The 24,378-nt window shown below is 54.1% G+C and carries 20 protein-coding genes; 8 read left to right on the plus strand and 12 right to left on the minus strand.

The window, feature by feature from the left end; translation table 11 throughout:
• Positions 1 to 36 precede the first annotated feature (36 nt).
• Positions 37 to 1,005 (minus strand): ROK family protein, encoded by a 969-nt coding sequence (locus C1A08_RS03780; protein ID WP_055202241.1) that lies wholly within the window; start codon positions 1,003 to 1,005, stop codon positions 37 to 39.
• Positions 1,006 to 1,261: 256 nt separating this feature from the next.
• Between C1A08_RS03780 and C1A08_RS03785 the strand changes: the two genes are divergently transcribed.
• From C1A08_RS03785 to C1A08_RS03795, 3 genes are read left to right on the plus strand one after another with little or no spacing between them, the layout of a single operon-like run.
• Positions 1,262 to 2,236, plus strand: coding sequence for a polyprenyl synthetase family protein (locus C1A08_RS03785; protein WP_101571473.1), 975 nt, complete (start codon positions 1,262 to 1,264; stop codon positions 2,234 to 2,236).
• 55 nt (positions 2,237 to 2,291) lie between these two features.
• Entirely contained in the window at positions 2,292 to 3,551 is a 1,260-nt protein-coding gene (locus C1A08_RS03790) for a peptidase U32 family protein (protein WP_101571651.1), read from the plus strand.
• 7 nt (positions 3,552 to 3,558) lie between these two features.
• Positions 3,559 to 4,653 (plus strand): lysylphosphatidylglycerol synthase transmembrane domain-containing protein, encoded by a 1,095-nt coding sequence (locus C1A08_RS03795; protein ID WP_081032486.1) that lies wholly within the window; start codon positions 3,559 to 3,561, stop codon positions 4,651 to 4,653.
• Positions 4,654 to 4,710: 57 nt separating this feature from the next.
• Here the strand turns inward: C1A08_RS03795 and C1A08_RS03800 are convergent, their stop codons facing one another.
• The 5 genes from C1A08_RS03800 to kdsA form a co-directional block, all read right to left on the minus strand.
• A complete protein-coding gene (locus tag C1A08_RS03800) occupies positions 4,711 to 5,382 on the minus strand; it encodes a 2-C-methyl-D-erythritol 4-phosphate cytidylyltransferase (protein WP_055202245.1) in 672 nt (223 codons plus the stop codon).
• Positions 5,379 to 6,413 carry an NAD-dependent epimerase/dehydratase family protein gene (locus C1A08_RS03805; protein ID WP_180951514.1) on the minus strand — a complete coding sequence of 345 codons (1,035 nt, stop codon included), beginning with the start codon at positions 6,411 to 6,413 and terminating at the stop codon, positions 5,379 to 5,381. Before C1A08_RS03805 ends, C1A08_RS03800 begins: the two co-directional genes overlap by 4 nt.
• 1 nt (position 6,414) lies before the next feature.
• The gene (locus C1A08_RS03810) at positions 6,415 to 6,846 is read right to left on the minus strand and encodes a pyridoxamine 5'-phosphate oxidase family protein (protein ID WP_101571477.1); all 432 of its coding nucleotides are present in this window, start codon (positions 6,844 to 6,846) and stop codon (positions 6,415 to 6,417) included.
• Positions 6,843 to 8,183, minus strand: coding sequence for a peptidoglycan DD-metalloendopeptidase family protein (locus C1A08_RS03815; RefSeq protein ID WP_101571479.1), 1,341 nt, complete (start codon positions 8,181 to 8,183; stop codon positions 6,843 to 6,845). Before C1A08_RS03815 ends, C1A08_RS03810 begins: the two co-directional genes overlap by 4 nt.
• 102 nt (positions 8,184 to 8,285) lie before the next feature.
• Positions 8,286 to 9,119, minus strand: a complete 834-nt coding sequence (gene kdsA / locus C1A08_RS03820; protein ID WP_101571481.1) for a 3-deoxy-8-phosphooctulonate synthase — start codon at positions 9,117 to 9,119, stop codon at positions 8,286 to 8,288.
• Positions 9,120 to 9,668: 549 nt separating this feature from the next.
• Here kdsA and C1A08_RS03825 point away from each other — a divergent pair.
• Positions 9,669 to 10,820: a 6-bladed beta-propeller gene (locus C1A08_RS03825; protein WP_219618090.1), complete on the plus strand. Its 1,152-nt coding sequence runs from the start codon at positions 9,669 to 9,671 to the stop codon at positions 10,818 to 10,820.
• 111 nt (positions 10,821 to 10,931) lie between these two features.
• Here C1A08_RS03825 and C1A08_RS03830 read toward each other — a convergent pair whose 3' ends face one another.
• From C1A08_RS03830 to C1A08_RS03840, 4 genes are all read right to left on the minus strand, one after another.
• Positions 10,932 to 11,909 (minus strand): BF3164 family lipoprotein, encoded by a 978-nt coding sequence (locus C1A08_RS03830; protein WP_180951515.1) that lies wholly within the window; start codon positions 11,907 to 11,909, stop codon positions 10,932 to 10,934.
• 153 nt (positions 11,910 to 12,062) lie between these two features.
• A complete protein-coding gene (locus C1A08_RS03835) occupies positions 12,063 to 13,040 on the minus strand; it encodes a BF3164 family lipoprotein (protein ID WP_101571487.1) in 978 nt (325 codons plus the stop codon).
• A gap of 60 nt (positions 13,041 to 13,100) precedes the next feature.
• The gene (locus tag C1A08_RS13050) at positions 13,101 to 13,373 is read right to left on the minus strand and encodes a hypothetical protein (RefSeq protein WP_145996509.1); all 273 of its coding nucleotides are present in this window, start codon (positions 13,371 to 13,373) and stop codon (positions 13,101 to 13,103) included.
• 254 nt (positions 13,374 to 13,627) lie between these two features.
• On the minus strand, positions 13,628 to 14,902 hold the full coding sequence (locus C1A08_RS03840; protein WP_055202265.1) for a replication-associated recombination protein A: 1,275 nt from the start codon (positions 14,900 to 14,902) through the stop codon (positions 13,628 to 13,630).
• A gap of 66 nt (positions 14,903 to 14,968) precedes the next feature.
• Here C1A08_RS03840 and C1A08_RS03845 point away from each other — a divergent pair, with 66 nt between their 5' ends.
• From C1A08_RS03845 to C1A08_RS03855, 3 genes are all read left to right on the plus strand, one after another.
• Entirely contained in the window at positions 14,969 to 15,472 is a 504-nt protein-coding gene (locus tag C1A08_RS03845) for a metallophosphoesterase family protein (protein ID WP_101571489.1), read from the plus strand.
• 54 nt (positions 15,473 to 15,526) lie between these two features.
• Positions 15,527 to 18,076 carry an ATP-dependent Clp protease ATP-binding subunit gene (locus C1A08_RS03850; RefSeq protein WP_101571491.1) on the plus strand — a complete coding sequence of 850 codons (2,550 nt, stop codon included), beginning with the start codon at positions 15,527 to 15,529 and terminating at the stop codon, positions 18,074 to 18,076.
• A 138-nt stretch (positions 18,077 to 18,214) separates the two neighbouring features.
• Complete coding sequence (locus tag C1A08_RS03855) at positions 18,215 to 19,603, plus strand: MATE family efflux transporter (RefSeq protein ID WP_101571653.1); 1,389 nt, start codon at positions 18,215 to 18,217, stop codon at positions 19,601 to 19,603.
• Here the strand turns inward: C1A08_RS03855 and C1A08_RS03860 are convergent.
• Positions 19,587 to 20,516: a ribonuclease Z gene (locus tag C1A08_RS03860; RefSeq protein ID WP_101571493.1), complete on the minus strand. Its 930-nt coding sequence runs from the start codon at positions 20,514 to 20,516 to the stop codon at positions 19,587 to 19,589. The two genes, C1A08_RS03855 and C1A08_RS03860, sit on opposite strands and share 17 nt — an antisense overlap.
• A gap of 11 nt (positions 20,517 to 20,527) precedes the next feature.
• Positions 20,528 to 22,399, minus strand: a complete 1,872-nt coding sequence (rpsA, locus tag C1A08_RS03865; RefSeq protein WP_153497822.1) for a 30S ribosomal protein S1 — start codon at positions 22,397 to 22,399, stop codon at positions 20,528 to 20,530.
• 214 nt (positions 22,400 to 22,613) lie between these two features.
• On the opposite strand from rpsA, the gene C1A08_RS03870 reads away from it, so the two are divergent.
• Positions 22,614 to 24,296, plus strand: coding sequence for a nucleoside kinase (locus tag C1A08_RS03870; protein ID WP_055203489.1), 1,683 nt, complete (start codon positions 22,614 to 22,616; stop codon positions 24,294 to 24,296).
• Positions 24,297 to 24,378: the final 82 nt, after the last annotated feature.

A 24,378-nucleotide genomic window follows, 5' to 3' on the forward strand; every position in this document is an offset into this window, starting at 1 on the left:
TCACTCTAGTTTGCACACATAACAGTATGGGAATATTTATCCCTTGTTTTGCACATGCTGCCATGCGAGAGCCGACGCCCCGAGAACGGCGGCGTTTTTCCCGTCGATACCGGACGGCAACAATTTCACCTTGTTGCGGAAAATCGGCATCATGTTCATCTCCATGTATTTCTTCGTCGGCTCGAAAATATACTTGCCGGCCTTGGCCAATCCGCCGAACAGGAAGATCGCCTCGGGACTGGTGATGCTCACCGCATCAGCCAGCGCGCGTCCGAGCAACATGCCGGTGTATTCGTACGCTTCGATTGCCAACGGGTCGCCGTTGAGCGCCGCTTTGGTAATCATTTCGGCAGTCAGGTCGGTAAACGTCACATGCCGGAATTCGCTGTCCTCGATGCTGTCGGCCATCAGCTTGAAAATCGTTCGTTTGATCCCGGTCGCCGAAACATAAGTTTCGAGACATCCCTTGCGACCGCATCCGCAGACGCGCCCCGTATGGCTGACCGTCACGTGCCCGAGCTCGCCGGCGAAACCGTCGTGCCCGTAAATCAACTGGCCGTTGGCTACGAACCCGCTGCCGAGTCCCGTGCCGAGCGTCACGACCAAAAAGTCCTTCATGCCGCGCGCGCCGCCGTATACCATTTCGCCGACGGCCGCCGCATTGGCGTCGTTGGTAACGATCACCGGCAGCGTCGGGAAGAAACGCTTCATTTTTTCGACCAAATTCACCGTGCCCTTCCACGGTAAGTTGGGCGCGAATTCGATCGTTCCTTTATAAAAGTTGCCGTTGGGCGCGCCGATACCCACTCCGATCAGTTCGTACTCTTCTCCGGCCGTCTTCAGCAGATTCTGGATTCCGATATACAACTCTTCGATATAAAGATCCGAATCCGGGAAATTGCGGGTCGGAAATACGCCCTCGCTCAAAATATTCCCCTGCTCGTCGACTAAACCATAGGCGGAATTGGTACCTCCGATATCCACGCCAACTGCTACTTTTTTCATCTGTTAAATCAGGTTTTAAATTATTTAATTATTTCAAATGGTTGCGAATCACGTAAAATGTCTTTCAAATATACAAAAAAAATCATCCCTGCAAGCATCCGGTTTGAAAATAACGGCGACGCGCCGATATTATTTCGCAATCCGGACAGATTGCGCGTCCGGCGGCAACGTTCCGCCGGACGCCCCGGTACGGCCGTAACGTTTTTTTCTTAACTTTGCATCCGAATCAAACGGAAGACCCTTAAAATCCGGCATTATGTACTCTTTCCACGAACTGGCCGATATCGTTCAGAACGAAATCAAAAACCTGAAATATCCGCAGCAGCCCGAACTGCTGTACGCTCCGATCGTCTATTCGCTCGAAGAGGGCGGCAAACGAATCCGTCCGGTCGCGCTGCTGATGGCCTGCAACCTGTTCCGCGATGAGATCGACTGCGCCAAACCGGCCGCTCTCGCCGTCGAAGTGTTCCACAACTTCACGCTGCTGCACGACGACATCATGGACCGTTCCGACACCCGTCGCGGCAAACCTGCCGTGCATACGCGCTGGAACGACAACGTGGCGATCCTGTCCGGCGACGCAATGATGATCTACGCTTATAAACTGTTGTGCGGATGCGACCGGAGAGTGCTGCCGCAGCTACTCGAAACGTTCAACGAAACGGCCATCGGCGTCTGCGAAGGACAGCAGTACGACATGGACTTCGAATCGCGCGACGACGTAACGGTCGACCGGTACCTGGAGATGATCCGGCTGAAAACGGGCGTGCTGTTGGCCGGCGCGCTCAAACTCGGGGCAATCTGCGCGGAAGCCCAACCGTGGCAGGCCGAACTGTTATACAACTTCGGGATCAACGTCGGACTGGCTTTCCAACTGCAGGACGACCTGTTCGACACGTACGGCGATGCCGCCGTATTCGGCAAACCGATCGGCGGGGATATCCTGGCCGGCAAAAAAACGTTCCTGCTGACTACGGCGCTGAAAACCGCCGATGCGGCCACCCGCGGCGAACTGCTCGCGCGGCTGCACGACGGCGGCATGTCGGCGGCGGAGAAAATCGAAACCGTGCGTGGCATCTACGACCGGCTGGGAGTCCGGAAGATCACCGAAAAGGCGATCGCCGACTATTTCCGCAATGCCGACCGAATCCTCAATAGCCTGGAAGTCGGGATCGAACGCATCGTCCCGCTGCAGGAACTGGGCGAAACCCTGTTGAACCGCAAAAAATAACGGGTCTTTCGAAAAAACGGGGACAACGCGCCCCAACTGCAAAACGATGGAAAAGATAAAACGCGACGAAATCGAGATCATGGCGCCGGTAGGCTGCTACGAATCGCTGGCGGCGGCCGTGCAGGCCGGAGCCGATTCGATCTATTTCGGCGTCGAACAACTGAACATGCGCGCCCGGTCGTCGTTCAACTTCACGCTGGACGACCTGGCAAGGATCGTCGCGACCGCCCGCGAGAACGGCATCCGCACTTACCTGACCGTCAATACGATCCTATACGACGAAGACCTGCCCGAAATGCGCCGGATTCTGGACAGGGCCCGACGGGAAGGCGTGGACGCCGTGATCGCATCGGATCAGGCGGCGATTTTCTACGCCCGATCGATCGGTCTCGAAGTCCACATCTCCACGCAACTGAACGTGTCGAACATCGAATCGGTCGCATTTTACGCGCAATATGCCGACGTGGTGGTACTGGCACGCGAATTGAGCCTCGCGCAGGTGCAGGCGATCCGCCGCGGCATTCTCGAGCGGGATATCCGCGGTCCGCACGGCAAACCGGTCAAAATCGAAATGTTCGCGCACGGTGCGCTCTGCATGGCCATCTCCGGCAAATGCTACCTGAGCCTGCACCACACGAACTGTTCGGCAAACCGGGGAAGCTGTCGCCAGATCTGCCGCAGGGCTTACGAGGTCAGGGACAAAGATACCGGCGAAGAACTGGAGATCGAGAACCATTATATCATGTCGCCGAAGGACCTCTGCACGGTCGATTTCCTCGACCGTTTCCTGGAGGCCGGAGTGCGGGTGCTGAAGATCGAGGGCCGGGCCCGTTCGGCGGAATACGTCAAACGGGTCGTCGAATGCTACGACGAAGCGCTGCGGGCGATCGAAGCCGGAACGTATACCCCGGAAAAGGCCGAGGCATGGAAGCAGCGGCTGCAGACCGTATTCAACCGCGGTTTCTGGGGCGGGTACTACCTCGGCGAACGGGCCGGACAGTGGAGCAGTCACTACGGGTCGTCCGCCACGATGCGCAAGGTGTACGTCGGCAAGGTAACGAATTACTTCTCCCGGATCGGCGTAGCGGAGATCCTGGTCGAAGCGGCTCCGCTGGAAGCCGGAGAGGAAGTTTTCATCACCGGAGAGACGACCGGAGTGTTGGAATTCACGGCCGAAGACATCCGGGTAGCCCTGAAATCCGCCGAACGGGTTCCTCAGGGCGTCTATTGTTCCGTAAAAACCCCTTCGCCGGTACGACGCGGGGATAAACTCAATAAAATGGTACCGTCCGGAAAAGTCCCGGACAACCGGTAAACAGACAATGAACAACCGACCCGAAAATACCCCGGAGCCGCAGCATCCGCCGAAAAGCCCGTTGAGCAAGATACGGCTTTCGAACGCTTTCTATCCGATCCTCATCGGATTGGGAGCGGTAGGGTACATGCTGTGGAAAGACTTCGACATCCAGGTGTTTTCCGGAATCACTTTCTCGTGGCACATGGTGTTCTGGCTCGTTATGGCCGTGGTGTTCATGTTCGGCCGCGACATCGGCTACATCATCCGTATCCGCATCCTCAGCAACAACCAGCTTTCGTGGCGGCAGGCGTTCCGGGTCATCATGCTGTGGGAGTTCACGTCGGCGATCACGCCGTCGGCCGTCGGGGGCACCAGCGTCGCGATCATCTACGTCCACAAAGAAGGGATCAGCGTCGGGCGCAGCTCGGCGATCGTAATGCTCACCTCGTTCCTCGACGAACTCTATTTCATCGTGATGTTCCCGCTGCTGATACTGATCGTCGGCCCGTCGGAACTTTTCGACGTTTCAACCTCTTCCGGAGTGCTTACGCGCAGCCTGATGGGAATCGCGCTGACCGGCTATTTCCTGAAACTGGGATTCGTGCTGGTGCTTTCGTACGGGCTGTTCGTCAATCCGCGCGGGCTGAAATGGCTGCTGTTGAAAGTTTTCAAACTGAAATTCCTGCGCCGCTGGTACCATGCGGCCGGACAGACCGGCACGGACATCATCCGCTCGTCGCACGAAATCCGGCGCTACAACTACAAATTTTGGCTGAAAGCGTGTTCTTCGACCTTCCTGTCGTGGAGTTCGCGCTACCTGGTGGCCAATGCGCTGATCATGGCCTTTTTCGCAGTCAGCGACCAATTCCTGCTGTTCGCGCGGCAGCTGGTGATCTGGATCATGATGCTGGTGATGCCTACCCCCGGCGGAAGCGGCTTCGCAGAATACGTATTTTCGAGCTATTGCAGCGACCTGATCAGCGTTTCGCCGGCTATGCAGTTGGGAGCGGCCACGCTGATCGCCCTGCTGTGGCGCGGGGTAACTTACTACCCCTACCTCGCCATCGGCGCGATCATCTTCCCGCGCTGGATCAAGAAAAAATTCATGCACAAACAGTAATCCACGGATTCTCTAAAAAGACCCAAGGTACGGGCGGAACGGACTGACGCGGCGGTACTACCGGACTTTCAGCAACGCCTCGGCCGTCACGATATCGACCGGCGTAGTAATTTTGATATTCATATAAGAACCTTCGCAAAGATATATCCGTCCGCCGTCCGCCTCGACCACGCTCGCATCGTCGGTAAAAGAGTCCCGAAAAGGCTGTCGATAGGCTTTCCGGAGAATTTCCGTGCGGAAAACCTGCGGAGTCTGGACGATGCGGAACGCAGAACGGTCTACGATGTTGCTGCCCCCGTCCGCGATCCGCCGCAGCGAATCGACCGGTACGACGACCGGAATCACGGCCCCGTAGGCCTGCGCATCCCGCACGGCCCGCAGAATCACTTCCCGGCCGACCAGCGGCCGCACGCCGTCGTGTACGGCGACCAGTCCGGCATCGCCCGCATGATCCAATCCGCGGCGCACCGACTCGAAACGGGTCGCTCCGCCCTCGCAGACTTCATGCGGCGTCGTAAAAGCGTATTCGCGGCAAAGATTCCGCCAATAGCCGATATGCGCTGCGGGCAGTACGACGATCGTCCGGGCATCCGCCAGCGTCTCGGCGAAACGCCGGATCGTATGCATCAGGATCGGCAACCCGTCGAGCACCAGGAACTGCTTGGGAACCTCGGCGCCCATCCGCGAGCCGCTACCTCCGGCCACGATAATCACAGCAATACGGTTCATCTCTTCTTCTCTTCCAGATAGGCCCGGGTGACTCTTCGCAGTGTCTCCGGCACCGGGGTAAATTCGAAATCGAGCGTCCGCAACACCTTTTCATTGCTGTAATACGAACTGCTGACGGCGCTGGACAGGATCGATTCGGACAGGAGCTGCTTGTGCCGGGTCACCCGCCGAAGTTCCCGCTCGGCGGCGGCGGCCAGGTTCAGCGCACGGGTTCCGATACAAATGCGCGGCAAACGGCGGCCGGCCGTCTCGGCGACGATCGAAAAAAACGCTTTGAACGGAAGGTTTTCGGCGGAAAGAATATACCGCTGTCCGACAGCTTCCGGCACTTCGGCCAACAAAACCGTCGCCCGCGCCACGTCCCGGACATCCACGTACCCCTTTACGCCTTTCGTATAGAAAAAGTTCCCGTGGGCACCGAATGCGATCAACTGGGAACTTCCCGATTTCCAGTCCCCTTCGCCGATAACGATCGACGGATTGACGACAACCGTCCGCAACCCCTGCAGGGCGCCCCGCCGGACGATATTTTCCGCATAGAACTTACTGACCGAATAGGCCGACAATCCGACCAGACTGTCCGGTATGCACGTTTCATCGACCAGCTTCTCCCCGGGCCGGGCCGGGCCGAGCGTCGCCACGGAACTGACATGCACCAGCAAGCCGACCCCGCTGTCGAGGCAGGCGTTCACGACATGCGTCGCCAGTTCGGTATTCGCAACGATAATTTCGTCCGACCTTTCCGGATCGAAAGAAACCTGCGCCGCACAGTGGAACAGCACGTCGGTTCCCTCCACCGCTTCACGCAGCGCATGCGGGTTATTCAGCGCCGTTTCCCGAAATTCGATCCGGTCGTAAAAAGACGAAACACCCATGCGCTCCAGCGTCCGGTGCAACAACTGTTGCCGCTTTATATCGCGTACCAACATCCTCACCGTACACCCGGCGCGGAGCAGTTCGGCAACGAGGTGACTACCCACCAATCCGGTTCCTCCGGTAACCGTAATTCGTTTGTCTTTCAGCGTATTCAATTCAACTGTTCGTATCGTTTTCCCATATTATTTTTTTTCCGAAACCGAGCCGGTTGTCCGTGTACTTGAAAAAAACGGGGCGGATGATCCACAGCTCCAGATCCATCACCGCCGCAAACGGAAACCGCCTGAGGTAAGCATTCCGGGCGACCCGACGCTCCTCCCCTTCCGGCCGCGCCATCGTACCGCGCAACTGCAATCCCCGCACCTTGCCGACGACCGAGGTTTCGAGTACCACGGACGCGGCGACCCGCGGATTCCGCGTCGCCTGCCGCACATGCAGCGTATCGGCGGCCGAAGTCGCCACGAACCAGTTGCGCTGCGGCAGGTAAACGTAAAACAAGTTACAACAATACGGCCCCTCCTCATCCTCCGTCGCCAGCGTCAGCACATGATGCTCCGCGAGAAATTTCGCGATCCGTTCGTCGATCATCGGGCCGGAGTCTGTTTCACCGAATCGGGGTTCGCCGCGCGCGACGTATCGGCGGCCGGAGCGAACGACGTGACTTTCAGGCTATCGGCCAACGTGCCGTTCAACTCGGCCATGATCCGGTCGCGGACTCCGTCGAACGCCTGCTTGTTGGCGGCGCGAACCGGTTCGGCCGGCTCGGTGGGCACTTTTAACGGGTCGATCGGCGTCCCGTTGCGCCACAACCGGAAATCCAGGTGCGGCCCGGTGGCCAATCCCGTCGCACCGACGTAACCGATCAACTGTCCCTGACGCACTCGGGTTCCCTTATTAATCCCTTTCGCATACCCCTTCAAATGCAGATAGCCCGAAACCAACTGTCCCGAATTGTGTTTAATTTTCAACGTATTACCGCCTCCGCCGCCATATCCTTTGGCGATCACCACGCCGTCTCCGACCGCTACGACCGGCGTACCGGAAGGCGCGGCGTAATCCACCCCGTAGTGCGGACGCCGGATACGCAATATCGGGTGCAGCCGCGAAGCCGAAAAGCGCGAACTGATCCGGCTGTATTTCAACGGAGCTTTCAGCAGGTTCTTACGCAGGCTCTGCCCCTGTTCGTCCCAGTAACTCACTTTGCCGTCCTGCATGAACGGGATCGCATAATAGTTCTTTCCGCCGTGTTCGAATCGCGCGCCCCAGATCGTCCCGTGACCGATTTCAACCGTATCCACGTATTTCTGGTCATAGATCACCGTAAAGTTATCGCCTTCCTGAATCCCGAAAAAGTCGATCGACCAGGCGTAAATATCCGACAGATCCATCGCCAGCATCGGACTCATCCCATTGTCGATCATGCAATTCCACAAAGACGACGTAATGGTGGCCGTCTTCATCCGCCGTTTGACGGTCACGTTCTTCGTATCCATATAGACCCGCACCGAATCCCCGCTCAGGTCGAACACCAGGTAATCGGTCATCGAAGCCTCGTACACGAAATAGGCCAGCCGGGCCGCCGAGTCTTTCGTCTGGAAGGTGGTATATTTCTGCCCTGCCTTGATCCCGCGCAGGCTGAACACGGGCTCCGACTTCCGGGCAATCTGATCGACCAGGCCGGGACCCACGCCGTAACGACCGAAAATCTGCCCGATCGTTTCGCCGAATTCCACGGTATTCTCGGCAAGGTCGTATTTCCCGACGTCGATTCCGTAAAGCAGGACGGTCGTATCTTCCTGAGGCACATCAACGAGGGCGTCGGATTCGGACGGCGCTCCGCTGCGGTTCAGCGCCAAAACAACGAGTACGGCGAGCACCAACACCCCGCCCGCGGAAACCGCAATGACTTTCCAATTTTTTTTCATTCCGCAAAATTACTTTCCTTCCCGCGAACGCGCAATGTCCGGAAAGAGGTTTTTATGGTCATTTTACGAACGGGCGCCGCCGCGCGGCACTCCGTCCGAAGACTATTTTCCGAATGCGTTGATCGTCTCCCGAATCCGCGCCAGCCGTTCGAGAAGACTTTCCAGTCGATCCAGCGCCAGCATATTCGCCCCGTCGCTTTTCGCAATGGCCGGGTTCGGATGCGTTTCGATAAAAAGACCATCGACGCCGGCCGCGACCGATGCGCGCGCAATGGTTTCGATCATTTCGGGCTGCCCGCCGGTCACGCCGCTCGTCTGGTTGGGCTGCTGCAACGAATGGGTAATGTCCATAACCACCGGATAACCGAGGTTCTGCATCGCAGGGATGCCGCGCATATCGACGATCAGGTCGTAATAACCGAAGGTCGTGCCCCGGTCGGTCAGCATCACGTTCGGATTGCCCGCATCGCGGACTTTCCCGGCGGCGAAGGACATCGCTTCCGGAGCGAGAAATTGTCCCTTTTTGATATTGACGACCTTGCCGGTCTTCGCGGCGGCAACCAGCAGATCGGTCTGGCGGCACAGGAAAGCCGGTATCTGCAACACGTCGACGTATTCGGCGGCGATCGCAGCCTCTTCCGGGTTGTGGATATCGGTCACTACCGGCACGCCGAATCCGCGCCGGATGTCGGCCAGCAGTTTCAGCGCCTTTTCATCGCCGATCCCGCTGAACGAGTCGAGCCGCGAACGGTTCGCCTTGCGGTACGACGCTTTGAATATATAGGGAATACGCAGCCGCTCGGTGATCCGGCAGGCTGTTTCGGCCACGGTTTTCAACATATCCGCGTCCTCGACGACGCAAGGTCCGGCCATCAGGAAAAACATGCCGCTGCCGGTATGTTTGATATTCGGAATTCGGTTCAGCACTTCGTTCATATCCTCGGAATTTTATCCGGTAAAGATAACAAAACCTCCCGATACGACAAATACCCCCCGCAAACCGCATCCGGAGAAGCCCGTTTACGGCTTTTTTTTATACGGATAAAATAGGCAAAACCTCAATCAAGCCGACCTTTTTACAAAAACCACTAATTTTCGCTTTGACACCAGAACTGTTAATCGAAACATATTAATTTGCATTTGTTATACATTCATATCACAAATGAATACTTCATAAAGACATCAATTAAAATATCAAAACGAATTGCAGCGGAATCATGCAACTACGCTTACGACATTTACGGATATGTGCCAAGCCGGCAACGGAGGCAGTTGCTGGGAAGGATATACTTATTACACCTACGATTGCCAAGGAAACCGGACAGGGGGGATCGCAAAATGTAGAAGTTATCTATTGCAACTAATCAAAGGTTAAACATGCTTGATCTAAAAAACGCTAAATCCGTACTCGATCATTTCATTCGCTTATTTTCGATATGTTTTTTATTATCGTCCTGCTCAGGCCCGCGGCAGGACGATAATCTCATGGAAAACAAAAATTTATACTCAATCGACCTCGATCATTCAACAAAGGAACGATCGTTTGTATTCTCATCTATTTTCTGTGATTTGGAAACTATAATTCTCGACTCGGAAGAGAAAGTCATCGGAAATATAGACAAAATACAAGCGGACGACAGCATCATTTATATTTTGGACATCAATATTTCCAAAGGCGTCTTTAAATATTCGCGCAACGGAAACTATATTCAGCAAATAGGAAACATCGGTTCCGGTCCCGGAGAATACATAAAACCCTTCGATTTCACCTTGGATCAGAAAAACAGAATCATCTACATTCTCGACGGGCCAAGACAACGGATCAATAAATACGAAATGACATCGGGCAAGTATCTCGGACATTTCGAAATCAATAAAAACGATCCAATAAGAAGTTACCACATCCAATATAACGACGGAGTTATTTTCACGGACGTATATACGTTGGCTCCATCGAAACGGGACTTTTTATTACAAAAATTAGACACCTGCAAAGGCAAACAACAAAGTACTTTTTTAAATGCAACGCAGTACAACAAAGGATGGAAGAATCCCAGTTATATCCATGACCATGTTTTTTACACCGTGAACGAAGAATCTTCACGGTTCATGCAAGTATTCATGAATACCATTATTTACATCAGCCGCGAAAAGGTAATGCCTTACCTTTCTTTGCAAAGCGAAGATATCATGACCGCGGAAGATATAGAATCGATTGAAAAAGACGCTCCAATCCATTCGGTATTCGATTACATATTTTCAAAAAATAAGATTTTCGATATCAACAGCTATTTCGAACACGACGGTCGTATCTACTTCGTATATCGCAACGGCCTGACTTCGACTTTTACTACGTACGATACGGAAACGAACGAAACGAAACTATACGACACGATTGCCGACGACCTGCTTTTTGAAAAAGATAATATGCACGTATGGTTTCCTAAGTTCGGCTGCGCCGGTAACGAGGGTGTATATTATTATGTCAATACAAATGCAATAGGAAATTTCATGGAGGGCTTTTCCCTGAATCTATTTTCCAAAAACTTAAACAAATCGGATAAATTGAAAAAAATGAAGGACGATGCCAATCCCGTGATATTTTTCTATAAATACAAAACCCTGCCGGATGAATAAAACCGTCGGCAAACATTCCGATCAGTTCGATAAAATGCTGTACGGTTCCAGTCGGTCACAGCAAAAAAATACGTAATCGTCACTTCCCCTCCCGCCGACCGGGCAGCCGTCCTACAAATCATACCGGAGCAACGTATCCATGCAGGCAGGATGCGTGGCATAGATGCAGTCGTTCTTCTCGTCCGGATAAAAAAACAGCGGCGGCATATCGAACCGGTAACGAACCACCGGATTGCCGTCGTAATCGTACACCTCGATCGTATTGCTCGGATTTTTACCTTCCGCATTCCGTTCGCCTTTGAACAGAGCATAAAAATATTTTTTACCGGCAAAGGCGCTTACATAATACAATTCCTCATCTTTAAACGTCGGCTGTTGAAGCTTATACTCCCCCACGATCCGCTTCTTCAATTCCAGAGTTTCCAGATCGTACAGATCGATCTGATTTTTATACAGATATACATAAACGATTACAGAATCGTTCGCAGCCATCTTGCCCCTGCTAAGATCCCACGCAAGTTCCTCTTGAGGACTCTCTCTTTCCATTTTCAATTCGCCGATCATCTCGTTTTGCCTCAGATTGTACTTTTTAATCGAATACTGGGGAGGCATAACGGTCTGATAAACCAGCACGGAATCCTTCAACAAATGCATACTGTTAAAAGCCTCGTGAAAAAGGAGAGCGTACCGTTCGGTGAGACGGACACCGGCAGCGGAATCGACTGCCATCGACTTGAGATACCGAAGACCGTAACCGAACACATATATGCTGTCGGTTTGCGAATCTATCAGAAAGGGGATACTCGGAAACTCATCGGGCCCGTTTCCCTTATTCCCGGTCGCACAAACAAACCGTAAATCGGGAGCGGAGTAAACGAACAGCATTTTCGGAGACAGAATACTCTCAATGATAAGATAATCTCCCTTTTGCAGCATGTGTCCGGGATTCATCGTTTCACCCGCCGGAATACGGACGGCCCGGATCTTTTTCTCCTGCGGAAAGGCCCGCTTTGCAGTAACGACCGTATCGCGGTTGCCGCACGAAAAAAACAGTACGGCAAACGACAATACCCATAAAAGTTTCCTCATAATCCGCGCAGACATTTATATATAGCAGTATCCTGCCAAACTTTCGTGAAGTTACCCTTTTAGAAGCGAAAAGCAAAATAAAAGCATCGTTAAAAGTCAATTTTAACGATGCTTTAATGAGAAAACGTCGATTCTTGGGGTAGAAATGAAAATTTATAAATCATACCGGAGCAACGTATCCATGCAGGAAGGATGCGTGGCGTAGATACAATTGTTTTTTTCGTCCGGGTAAAAATACAACGGCGGTATATCGAACCGGTACAGAGCGACCGGATTGCCGTCGTAATCGTACACTTCGATCGTATTGCTGCGGTTTTCGCCTTTTTCGGTTCGCTCGCCTTTGAACAAGGCATAAAAATATTTATCCCCCGGAATAACCCCCAAATAATACAATTCTTTATTCCGAAATGCAGGCTTCTGAGGTTTATAAACTCCGACGATCCGCCGCTTCAGCCTGAAATCCTTTACATCATAAATATCGATCTGGTTTTTATACAAATAAACGTATATCATTACCGAATCGTTAGCCGCGATGCTTCCCCTGCTGGTATCGAACGTAAGTTCACTTTCGGGGGTTTCCCGTTCGATCTTCAGTTCATCGATACTTTTACGATTTTTCAGATCATACTTGTGAACCGTATATTGAGGAGGCATAACCGTCTCATATAAAAGCACCGAATCATCAATCAAATGCATCTTATTAAAAGCCTCATACATCGGAATCTCATAACGCTCGGTCAAATGGACACGAGCCGCCGAGTCCACCGCAAGACTTTTCAAATGCCTATGAGCATATCCGAAAACATAAAAAGTATCCGTACGCGACTCTACTAAAGTAGGAAATACAGGAAATTCTTCCGGGCCTCTCCCTTTATTTCCGGTCGCACAAACGAACCGCAAATCCGGCACTGTAAAGACAAACAATTGTTTTTGCGGTTGTCCGCTTTCAACAAGAAGATATTCTCCTTTCTGAATCATATAACTGGGATCCATCACTTCCCCTACAGGAAATTTAACAACTTGAATCTTCTTTTCAAAAGGGAAAACCATTTTTTCCGTTATGTGGACATTTTGATTACAACCCCACAATAACAAAATAACAAACAGTAAAGTCAATAAAAATTTTCCCATTAAATAGAATATAAAAATTAAACTTAAGAGGTATTACAAGTTATATTTCTTTCATAAAAATTACCGCGAACATTCACTGCGATCAAATGCATCTGACGCCTTAACATAATCACATGATCCACAATACATAACACTGGTAGCATTTTCCGAAGTATCAATATACACACCATTATGACAAGAATATTTAAATTTTTCCGAACTTTCATCCCCAGACAAGGCCTCCACATTCTTTAACAATAAATCACCAACATTAGGATCATTACGCTTCATATGCATCGTTACCGCAATAAATCCTCCGCTTAAAAGGATAGCTGCCAAAATACTTTTTTTCATAATTTTTTTCTTTAAATTCAATAATCCACATCAATTCATTTACATTTAATTACATTCTAAATTTTTCAGAACAATCGATCCATAGGCATTCTTATATTGGTTTGTCTTTAAAGTTATATTATCCTTTCGCAAAAAGCAAAATAAAATACCGCAAAAAGAACTGAAAAAAACCTTTTGCGGCATTAAACAATCGGGAAAGAATATTTCTAAGGTGTTTTTTTAAATACCATATTATGAAGATTTACTTCTAACTATCAATACTTTCCTTTCCAGAGTTTTTTGATCCGCTGTTCGATTTCGCGCTCTTTCGGGTTGTCGGCCGGATCGTAGAACCGGCGGCCTTCCATGCCCTGCGGCATGAACTCCTGGTCGGCGAAGTGATCCTCGAAGTCGTGGGCGTACTTATAATTGTCGCCGTAGCCGAGATTTTTCATCAGCCTGGTCGGCGCATTGCGGATGTGCAGCGGGACGGGATGGTTCGTCGTATCCTGATTCACGAATTTCAGCGCCCGGTCGATCGCCAGGTAGGCCGAGTTGCTCTTGGGACTGGTAGCCAGGTAGATCGTCGCCTCGGCCAGCGGGATGCGGGCTTCCGGCATACCGACCTTGTGCACCGTTTCGAAACAGGCGTTGGCCAGCAACAGCCCGTTCGGATTGGCCAGACCGATATCTTCCGACGCCAGGATCACCAGCCGCCGGGCGATAAACTTCGGGTCTTCGCCGCCGGCAAGCATCCGCGCGAGGTAATAGATCGCCGCGTTCGGATCGCTGCCGCGCACCGATTTGATAAAAGCCGAGATTACGTCGTAGTGCTGTTCGCCGTTTTTATCGTACAAAGCGATATTTTGTTGCAAACATTCGGTCACGTTTTCGTCGTTAATGACGATCTCTCCCTCTGTAGCGTTGCACAGAATATCGATAATGTTCAACAGCTTGCGGGCGTCCCCACCGCTGAAACGGAACAGCGCTCCGGTCTGTTCGACCCGCACGCCCCGCTCCCGGAGCACCGTGTCGGCAGCGACGGCGCGATCCAGCAATCGTTGCAGATCGCTGTCCTCCATCGCCTTCAGCACATAGACCTGACAACGCGACAACAGCGGCGAGATCACTTCGAACGACGGATTTTCGGTCGTCGCGCCGATCAGCGTAATCACGCCCTGCTCGACGGCGCCGAGCAGCGAATCCTGCTGAGACTTGTTGAAACGGTGGATTTCGTCGATAAACAGGAACGGCGCCGGCGTATTGAAGAAATGACTCTTGCGGGCCTGCTCGATCACTTCGCGCACCTCTTTTACGCCGGAATTGACCGCCGACAGCGTGAAAAACTTCCGGTCGAGAGCCGTCGCCACCAGCCGCGCCAGCGTCGTCTTGCCGACTCCCGGCGGTCCCCACAGGATAAACGACGGCACGTTGCCCGTCTCCAGAAAACGGCGGAACACCCCGCCGCCGCCGACCAGATGGGCCTGTCCGACGTAGTCGTCGAGCGACTGCGGACGCAACCGTTCCGCCAATGGTATATTTGTCTGCATAAAGAAAAAATGTTATCTTTACAAAGGTAATCGTTTTCCCGCACAATTTTTAAGATCGCACCGGCTTTGAAACGCATAGGAATTCTCTCGGACACGCATGGTATTTTCGATCAGCCTCTTCGGAAATTTTTCGAAGACGTCGACGAACTATGGCATGCCGGAGACTTCGGCTCCATCGAAACGGCCGACGCCATTGCCGCCTTCAGGCCGCTGCACGGCGTGTACGGCAACATCGACGGAGGGCAGACGCGCGTGGCATTCCGGCGGTGGGAGCTGTTCGAATGCGAACAGGTTCCGGTGATGATAACCCACATCGGCGGCTATCCCGGGCACTATGCTTCCGGGGTGGAAATGCAACTGCAGATGCACCGGCCGAAAATCTTCGTATGCGGACATTCCCACATTCTGAAGGTAATGTACGATAAAAAAAACAGTCTTCTTCATATCAATCCCGGGGCCGCAGGGATTGCTGGCTTTCACCAGGTAAGGACGGCCATACGGCTCGTAATCGACGGTGAGGACATCCGGGAGCTGGAAGTCGGAGAATGGCCCCGGCGTCCGACATCATAATAAACCCGAATATTCCGGCGTTATCTTCACGAAATTAAAATTAGAGAAAACGCTATGCAAGTAAAGCAAACAAAGACGCTGGAGGCTGTTTTTGCGGCAGGATGCCGCGAAGCACGCCGACGTCACGCCGATGAGGTAACCCTCGACCACCTGTTTCTGGCTATCTTGAAACAGGAAGGAGGGCACGCATCTCACCTGCTGAAAAGGTTGCTGAAAGAATGGGAACTTTATCAGATCAAAATACGTCTCGAACGGGAACTGGGCCCGGTCGTTTTGCCGGACACCCCGCTCAACATCTCCTGTCCGGACGTCCGTTTCGACGAAAACGCGCTGCTCGAGCAGATGCGTATGTCCGGCCCCTGCATGGTGCAGGACACCTGTAACACGGGACACCTGTTGCAGGTCATCGTCGACGACCGCAGCTCGCGCAGCTCGCGGATACTGGTGCTGTACAATGTGACTTCGGAAAAAATCGTCTCCTACCTCGGCGACATGCCTCCCAACGAGGACTACTACGAGGATATGCAATATCTCTCGCTGCTCGGCGAAGAGAACGGAGAACACCCCGAACGACTCGTATCGGGAGTAATGCGTATCGCCGTGACCGACGGGCAACCGGCGGCCAAAGACAGTATGCTCGGCCAGTTCGGCGTCGACCTGACCAACTGCGCGGCCGAAGGCAAACTCGACCCGGTGATCGGCCGGGACGCCGAAATCGAACGGGTGATCCAGATCCTCGGCCGGCGCAAAAAGAACAACCCGGTGCTGATCGGCGAAGCGGGCGTCGGGAAGTCGGCCATCATCGAAGGGCTGGCGCTGCGGATCACGCAGAAGAAAGTCCCGCACGCACTGCTGCACAAACGGATCTTCTCGCTGGACGTCGCCTCGCTGGTCGCAGGGACGAAATACCGCGGACAGTTCGAAGAACGGATCAACCTGTTGCTGAAGGAACTCTCCGGCAGCGACGTGATCCTCTTTATCGACGAAATCCACACGATCGTCGGCGCCGGCAGCACGCAAGGGTCGCTCGACACGGCCAACATCCTGAAACCGGCGCTGGCCCGGGGCGAACTGCAGTGCATCGGAGCCACCACCCTGAGCGAATACCGCGAAAATATCGAGAGCGACAGCGCGCTGGAGCGGCGTTTTCAGAAGATCATCGTGGAACAGCCGTCGGCCGAAGAGACGCTGTGTATGCTGAACAACATCAAGAAACACTACGAATCGCACCACTGCGTTCATTATACCGAAGCGGCGCTGGAAGCCTGCGTCCACCTGACGCAACGCTACGTGCCCGACCGCTTCTTCCCGGACAAAGCGATCGACGTGATGGACGAAGCGGGCAGCCGCGCCCACGTGTTCAAAGTCAAGACGCCCGAACCGCTGGCCTCGATGGAACGCGACGTCGAGACGGTATGCGCCGAAAAGAACCGAGCGATCCGAATGCAGAATTACGACGCGGCCGCCACGCTGAAAAACCGTGAAAGCGCGCTGCGCAGCCGCCTGCAGGAGATGGAAACGCAGTGGAAAGAGCAGATGACCCGATGTCCGGTAGAGATCGACGAGCAGGCGATCTGCGAAGTGGTCGCTTCGATGACGGGTATTCCGGTAACGCGCATTTCGGACAGCGAACAGCGCCGGCTCAAAGAGATGGACGCTCACCTCGCATCGGTCGTCATCGGACAGGACGAGGCCGTTTCCCGCGTAACGCGGGCCATCCGCCGCAGCCGGGCCGGGCTGAAGGACGCCAACCGTCCGATCGGCGTATTCATGTTCGTCGGGCCGACCGGCGTCGGCAAGACCCATGTTGCCAAACAACTGGCCAAATACCTGTTCGATAGCGAGGAAGCGATGATCCGCATCGACATGAGCGAATATTCCGAGAAGCACAACGTAAGCCGCCTGATCGGTTCGCCTCCGGGCTACGTCGGCTACGGCGAAGGAGGACAACTAACCGAAAAAGTACGGCGCCGCCCTTACTGCGTACTGTTGTTCGACGAGATCGAAAAAGCGCACAGCGACATATTCAACCTGATGCTGCAGATTTTCGACGAAGGCCGACTGACCGACGGACTGGGACGCCTGATCGATTTCCGCAATACGATCATCATCATGACCTCGAACGTGGGATCGCGGGAGGTTATGCAACGCGGCAAAAGCGTAGGCTACAATACGACCCGCAAGCCGACGTCCGACGACCGGAACAGGGAGTCGCTCTACCGCAAGAACCTCGAACGGAACTTCGCCCCGGAATTCATCAACCGGATCGACGACATCGTAACGTTCGGAACCCTGACCGAAAAAGACGTCCTGCGGATCATCGACATCGAACTCGGCAGCCTGAACAGACGGATCGCCGACCAGGGTTACATGGTCGAAGTGAACAACGCGACCAAACGGTGTCTGGTACGCGAAGGGTACGACCCGCACTACGGAGTCCGCTCGCTGAAACGGGTGTTGCTCGACAAAGTGGAAGACCCGCTGGCCGAACTGATCATATCGGGCGAGGTGCACGAGGGCGACCGGATCACGGTCGACTGCAAAAACGGTCAGATCAAATTCACGGTGGTTCCCGGAAACGAAACGCGCACCATGGCCTCCTGAACCGGATAAACACCTTCTATCGAACTCACGAAGAGGCGGAAACCAATGGTTTCCGCCTCTTTTTTATGTCGTCCCCGGCGCTTCGGTTGCCAATCCGAAAGATTCGACCTACCTTTGCACTCCGCAAACCGCAACCGCATGAACCGTACCGCCACCCTCCGCAAGTGGATCCCGCAATACAAAGCCAACCTCGCGCTGGCCGGTCCGGTCGTGCTGTCTCAGATCGGTCAGGTCATCGTACAACTGTCGGACAACCTGATGGTCGCTCGGCTGGGCGCGCTGCCGCTGGCGGCGGTATCGTTCGGCGGAGCCGTCTTCACGATCTTCTTGTTCTGGGGCACCGGTCTGTCACTCGGCCTGACGCCGCTGACCGGCGAAGCCTATGCGCAGCGGAAAATCCGCACCACCGCAGGACTGCTGCAAAACGCGCTGGTACTCTACTCGCTGGTCGGTCTGCTGCTATTCGGCGTTCTGTGGATGCTGGGCGACCTGCTGGAATACATGGGACAATCGCCGGAGGTGGTGCGGCTGGCCGTTCCTTATTACCGTTACCTGGCATGGAGCATCATTCCCTATATGGTCTACCTCTCTTTCAAGCAGTTCCTGGAAGGAGTCGGAAATACGCGCACCGGCATGGCCGTCGTGCTGATCGCCAACGCAATCAACATCGTATTCAACTATTTGCTGATATTCGGCAAAGGCGGATTTCCGGAACTCGGAGCCGCCGGGGCGGGACTCTCCACGCTGATTTCACGGATCTGTATGCCGCTGTTCATGCTGGCCTACTTCCTGTGGAACCAGTCGGTGCGCCGCTATTTCGCCTTCTTTTCCCGTACCGTCCAAACGTGGAGAAACATCCGCCGACTGCTGTCGGTCGGACTGCCCATTTCGGTGCAGGTCGTGCTGGAAGTGATGGCTTTCGCCCTGTCGTCGATCATGATGGGCTGGATCGGCCCTTCGGAACTGGCCGCACACCAGATCGTACTGTCGGTCGGCACGATGGCCTACATGATGCAGGTCGGCATTTCGACGGCGACTACCATCCTGGTCAGTCATGCCTACGGTCGCAAAGACAGGCAAGGCATACGGCTCGCCGCCGCCGGTTCGTGTCATCTGGGGCTCGCTTTCGCGGTCGTCACGATGAGTTGCCTGATCCTGTTCCGATACCGGATCCCGATGCTGTTCACCGACGATGCGGCCGTCGTGGCCATTGCGGGCCAGCTTTTTATCTTCGCCGGGCTGTACCAACTGTCCGACAGTTTGCAGATCATCCTGGTAGGCGTATTGCGCGGTATGCAGGACGTAGCGGTACTGATGAGTTACTCGTTCGTCTCCTACCTGCTGATCAACCTGCCGGTCGGCTACCTGTGTGCCTTCACGCTCGGCATAGGGCCTTCGGGCCTGTGGATCGGGTTCATCTTCGGACTCAGTATCGCCGCATGGCTCTATTACCGCCGCTACCGCAAACTGTCCCGCCGGCAATCGCCCGGACACGGCGGCGACCGTCCGCTTACGGCTCCCGTTTAAGCGGAATCTCGTAACTCGCCCCTTCGACGGCGGCTTCCGCCGCTGCGAATATGCCGCGGGCCTCTTCTACGAGCAGGCTCTCATCCTTATACCGGGACGAAAAGTGTCCGATGAGCAACCGGCGCGCGCCGGCTTTCTCCGCGACCTGCGCAGCTTGCACCGTCGTCGAATGCCCGGTCTGTCGGGCCAACGCTTTATCCCCGGCGGCGAAAGTCGCTTCGTGATACAGCAGATCGACCCCCCCGACCAGCCCGGCCGCACGCGCCGAAGGCAGCGTATCGCTCAGGTAGGCGTAACTGCGCCCCCGGTAAGGCAAATAGGTAAGTTCACCGTTCGGAATCGTCTCGCCGCTGTCCAGCGCGACATCCTCGCCGCGTTTGGCGGCGACACACTGCGCGATCCCGAGCCCATACCGCGCGACCGCCTCTTTGCGGACATTCAGCGGCGGCGTCTTCTCCCGAAACAGGAATCCGGCGGCGGGCACCCGGTGACGCAGCGGCACCGAACGGACTTCGAGCACTTTGTTCTCGTAAATCAACTCGCTGCGGCGCGTCCGCACTTCGTTCCATCGGATTTCATACGGCAACTCCGTATCGAAATAACGCCGGTGGGCCGCCAGGATCTCGTCGAACGGCCGCGGCGCGAAAATCTGCAACGGCGTGCGGCGCCCCGTCAGCCCGAGCGTCGAAATCAGCCCGAAAAGCCCGTAAACATGATCGCCATGCAGATGCGAAATAAATACCGCATTTATTTTCAGCGGGTTGATCCCGCAGCTCATCAACCGGGCCTGGGTTCCCTCCCCGCAATCGACCAAAAAAAACTGCTCATGTACGTTCAGTACATGAGCAGAGGGATTCCGTCTCGGAGTCGGCAGAGCCGAACCGCTACCCAATATGGTAACCCGAAACGTCATAGTAATTCATATTATTCGGCCTTTTCAGCTTCTTTTTTCGGTTTGGCTTCGGCTGCGCTCTCTTCCATACGAGCTTTCAGTTCGGCCAGCGAAGAGATGTCGCCGAGAGTCGTCTTTTCGACCGACGCGTTGATCTTCTTCACGGATTCCTTCGCTGCGTCGTCGGCCTTACGGCGTTCGTTCTTTTCTGCCTGCGCCTCCTGTTTTTTCACCTCTTCGAAAATACGGGTGTGCGACAACAGAATCCGCTTGGTAGCTTTCGAGAATTCGAGCACCTTGAAATCGAGCGTTTCGCCCTCTTTGGCGGTCGTCCCGTCTTCCTTCACCAACTGCCTGGAACCGGCAAAACCTTCCACGTTGTCGCCCAGCGAAATAATGGCACCCTTTTCGGTCAGTTCGGAAACGGTTCCCTGGTGGATCGAATCGACGGCGAACTGCGCTTCGAACGCGTTCCACGGATTGTCCTCGAGCTGTTTGTGACCGAGGCTCAGACGACGGTTGTCCTTGTCGATTTCGAGAACGACCACTTCGATCTCAGCGCCGATCTGCGTAAATTCGGCCGGATGCTTGATCTTCTTCGTCCAACTCAGATCCGAAATGTGGATCAGGCCGTCGATACCTTCTTCGATCTCCACGAACACGCCGAAGTTGGTAAAGTTACGCACTTTGGCGGTATGTCTCGAACCGACGGCGTATTTCTTCTCGATATCGGCCCACGGATCGGGAGTAAGCTGCTTGATGCCGAGCGACATCTTGCGTTCTTCGCGGTCGAGCGTCAGGATAACGGCTTCCACTTCGTCGCCCACCTTCATAAATTCCTGAGCGGAACGCAGGTGTTGGCTCCACGACATTTCCGAAACGTGGATCAGACCTTCTACGCCCGGAGCAATTTCGATGAACGCGCCGTAATCGGCCATAACCACCACTTTGCCTTTTACCTTGTCGCCGACTTTCAGTTCGGTATCCAGGGCGTCCCACGGATGCGGAGAAAGCTGCTTCAGACCCAGAGCGATACGTTTTTTGGCATCGTCGAAGTCGAGGATCACGACATTGAGCTTTTCGTCCAGGTGAACGATCTCTTCGGGATGGTTCACGCGGCCCCAACTCAGATCGGTAATGTGGATCAGACCGTCTACGCCGCCCAGGTCGATGAATACGCCGTAGGAAGTGATGTTCTTGACGGTACCTTCGAGAATCTGTCCTTTTTCGAGCTTGGACATGATCTCCTTCTTCTGCGCTTCGAGCTCGGCCTCGATCAGTGCTTTATGCGAAACAACCACGTTGCGGAACTCCTGGTTGATCTTCACGACCTTGAATTCCATCGTTTTATCCACATAGATATCGTAATCGCGGATCGGTTTCACGTCGATCTGCGAACCCGGCAGGAACGCTTCGATGCCGAATACGTCGACGATCATACCGCCCTTGGTGCGGCACTTGATGTAACCCTTGATCACTTCGTCTTTTTCGAGGGCCTCGTTCACGCGATCCCACGAACGCAACTGACGCGCCTTTTTGTGCGAAAGGAGCAATTGGCCTTTCTTATCCTCGGCGCTCTCTACGTAAACTTCCACTTTCTCGCCTACGGCCAGTTCGGGATTGTATCTGAATTCGCCGATCGGAATGATGCCTTCCGATTTATAACCGATGTTCACGACCACTTCGCGCTTGTTCAGACCGATCACGGTACCTTCGACCACTTCGCCGACCTGCACTTTCGAGAGCGTTTGGTCGTATTTGGCCTCGATGTTTTCCTTAGAGTCGTTGTAAACCCCCAGATCGTGTTCGTAAGCATCCCAATCGAACGAGTCGAGATTTACGGGAGCGGCTGCCACCGGTTGAGCGGCTTTTTTCTTTTCCTGATTTTCGTTGTTAGCTGTCATTTGTGTGTTTTGCAAATTAATACGTTAGACATTATTTATAGAGCTTTGACAACAAAGCGGTGCAAAGATAATAAATTATGAAGGATTCACAATAAAGAACGCCTTTGCGGCCCTAAAAAACCTTCTTTATTTGAATATTATTCCCGAAGTCCGTATCTTTATATACTTGTTTCACGCTTTACAACGTTTTATCTTTACTCAATCAAACATGATTATGAACGACACCGTAAAAATATTTTGCGAAAACACGGGCGCCAACCTATTCGTCAACCAGGGCACCAGCCTGCTGCAGGTCGCGCAGATGCTGTCGCTGGAAAAAGGGAACGACACCCCGCTGCTGGCGGCTTACGTCGACAACCGCCTCAAAGAACTCTCTTACCGGATCTATTCGCCGCTGACCGTCCGCTTTATCGACATCACGCATTTCGAAGGTATGCGCGTTTACCAGCGGACGCTCTTCTTCATTCTGGACAAAGCGGTATGCGACCTGTTCCCGGATCGGAAGCTCCACATCAAACATGCCGTGGCGAAGGGCTTTTACTGCGAGATAGAGGGCATGGAAGATATTCCGGAAACCGAAATAGGCCGGATCAAAGAGCGTATGCAGGACATCATCGGACAGAACATTCCGATCGTGCGTCAGCGCGTGACCTGCGAAGAGGCCGTGGAGACGTACCGCCAAATGGGACTCGAGGACAAGATCGCCCTACTCGTCACGCGTCCGCACCTGTACGTCACCCTCTATAAAATGGCCGACATCGTCGGTTATTTCTACGGGGGACTCGCCATTTCGACCGGATACATCCACCTGTTCGACCTGCACAAATACTATAAAGGGTTCCGGGTGGCCGTACCGGACCGCACCGCGCCGACGCAGCTCGAAAAAGAGGTGCCGCAGAGCAAAATGTTCAAGATTTTCAAGGAATACGCGCGCTGGGTCGATATCATCGGCGTCTCGAACATCGGGGCGCTCAACTCGAAGATTCTCGAAGGCAAAGGCGGCGAGCTGATCCGCATGGGCGAGGCCCTGCACGAAAAAAGCGTGGGTTACATCGCCGACCGGGTAGCCATACAGCACCAGAAAGGCGGGGCGAAGATCGTGCTGATCTCGGGTCCTTCGTCGAGCGGCAAGACGACTTTCTCGAAACGGCTCGGCATCCAGCTCAGCATCCTCGGTATGCACCCGGTGCTGATCTCGCTCGACGACTACTTCGTCGAACGCGAAAAAACCCCGCGCGACGAAAAGGGCGATTACGATTTCGAGGCCCTCGAAGCGGTCGACGTGGAACTGTTCAACGACCATCTGAACCGGCTGCTGAAAGGCGAAACGGTACGAATCCCGCGTTACAACTTCATCACCGGGAAACGGGAGTTCCACGAACAGCCGCTGCAAATGGAAGAGCGCTCGGTGCTCGTCATCGAAGGAATCCACGGCCTGAACCCGAAACTCACGCCGCACGTCGCCGCCGACATGAAGTTCAAAATTTACGTCTCGGCGCTCACGTCGATCGCCATGGACAACCTGAACCGCATCGCCACGACCGACAGCCGGCTGATCCGCCGCATCGTGCGGGATCACCGTACCCGCGGCAACAGCGCTACCGACACGTTGCGTCGCTGGGAAAGCGTCCGCCGCGGGGAAGACAAGCATATTTTTCCGAACCAGGAACAGGCCGACCTGATGTTCAACTCGTCGCTTTTCTATGAACTCTCCGTGTTGAAAGACTACGTGCGGCCGCTGCTGCGCGAAGTTCCGGACACGGTGCCCGAATTCGGCGAAGCGCATCGGTTGCTGAAATTCCTCGATCACTTCACCTCGATGGACCGATTCGAAGCGGAGATCCCGCCGACCTCCATCCTGCGCGAATTTATCGGCGGAAGCTGTTTCGAATACTAAAGAAAGACATATTCCCGGCGCAAGCGTAACATCCTGCCGGACAGCTTTCTGCGCGAACTTATCAAAAATTGTTCAAAATTTC

The organism is Alistipes sp. cv1, assembly GCF_900240235.1.
Taxonomy (GTDB): domain Bacteria; phylum Bacteroidota; class Bacteroidia; order Bacteroidales; family Rikenellaceae; genus Alistipes_A; species Alistipes_A hominis.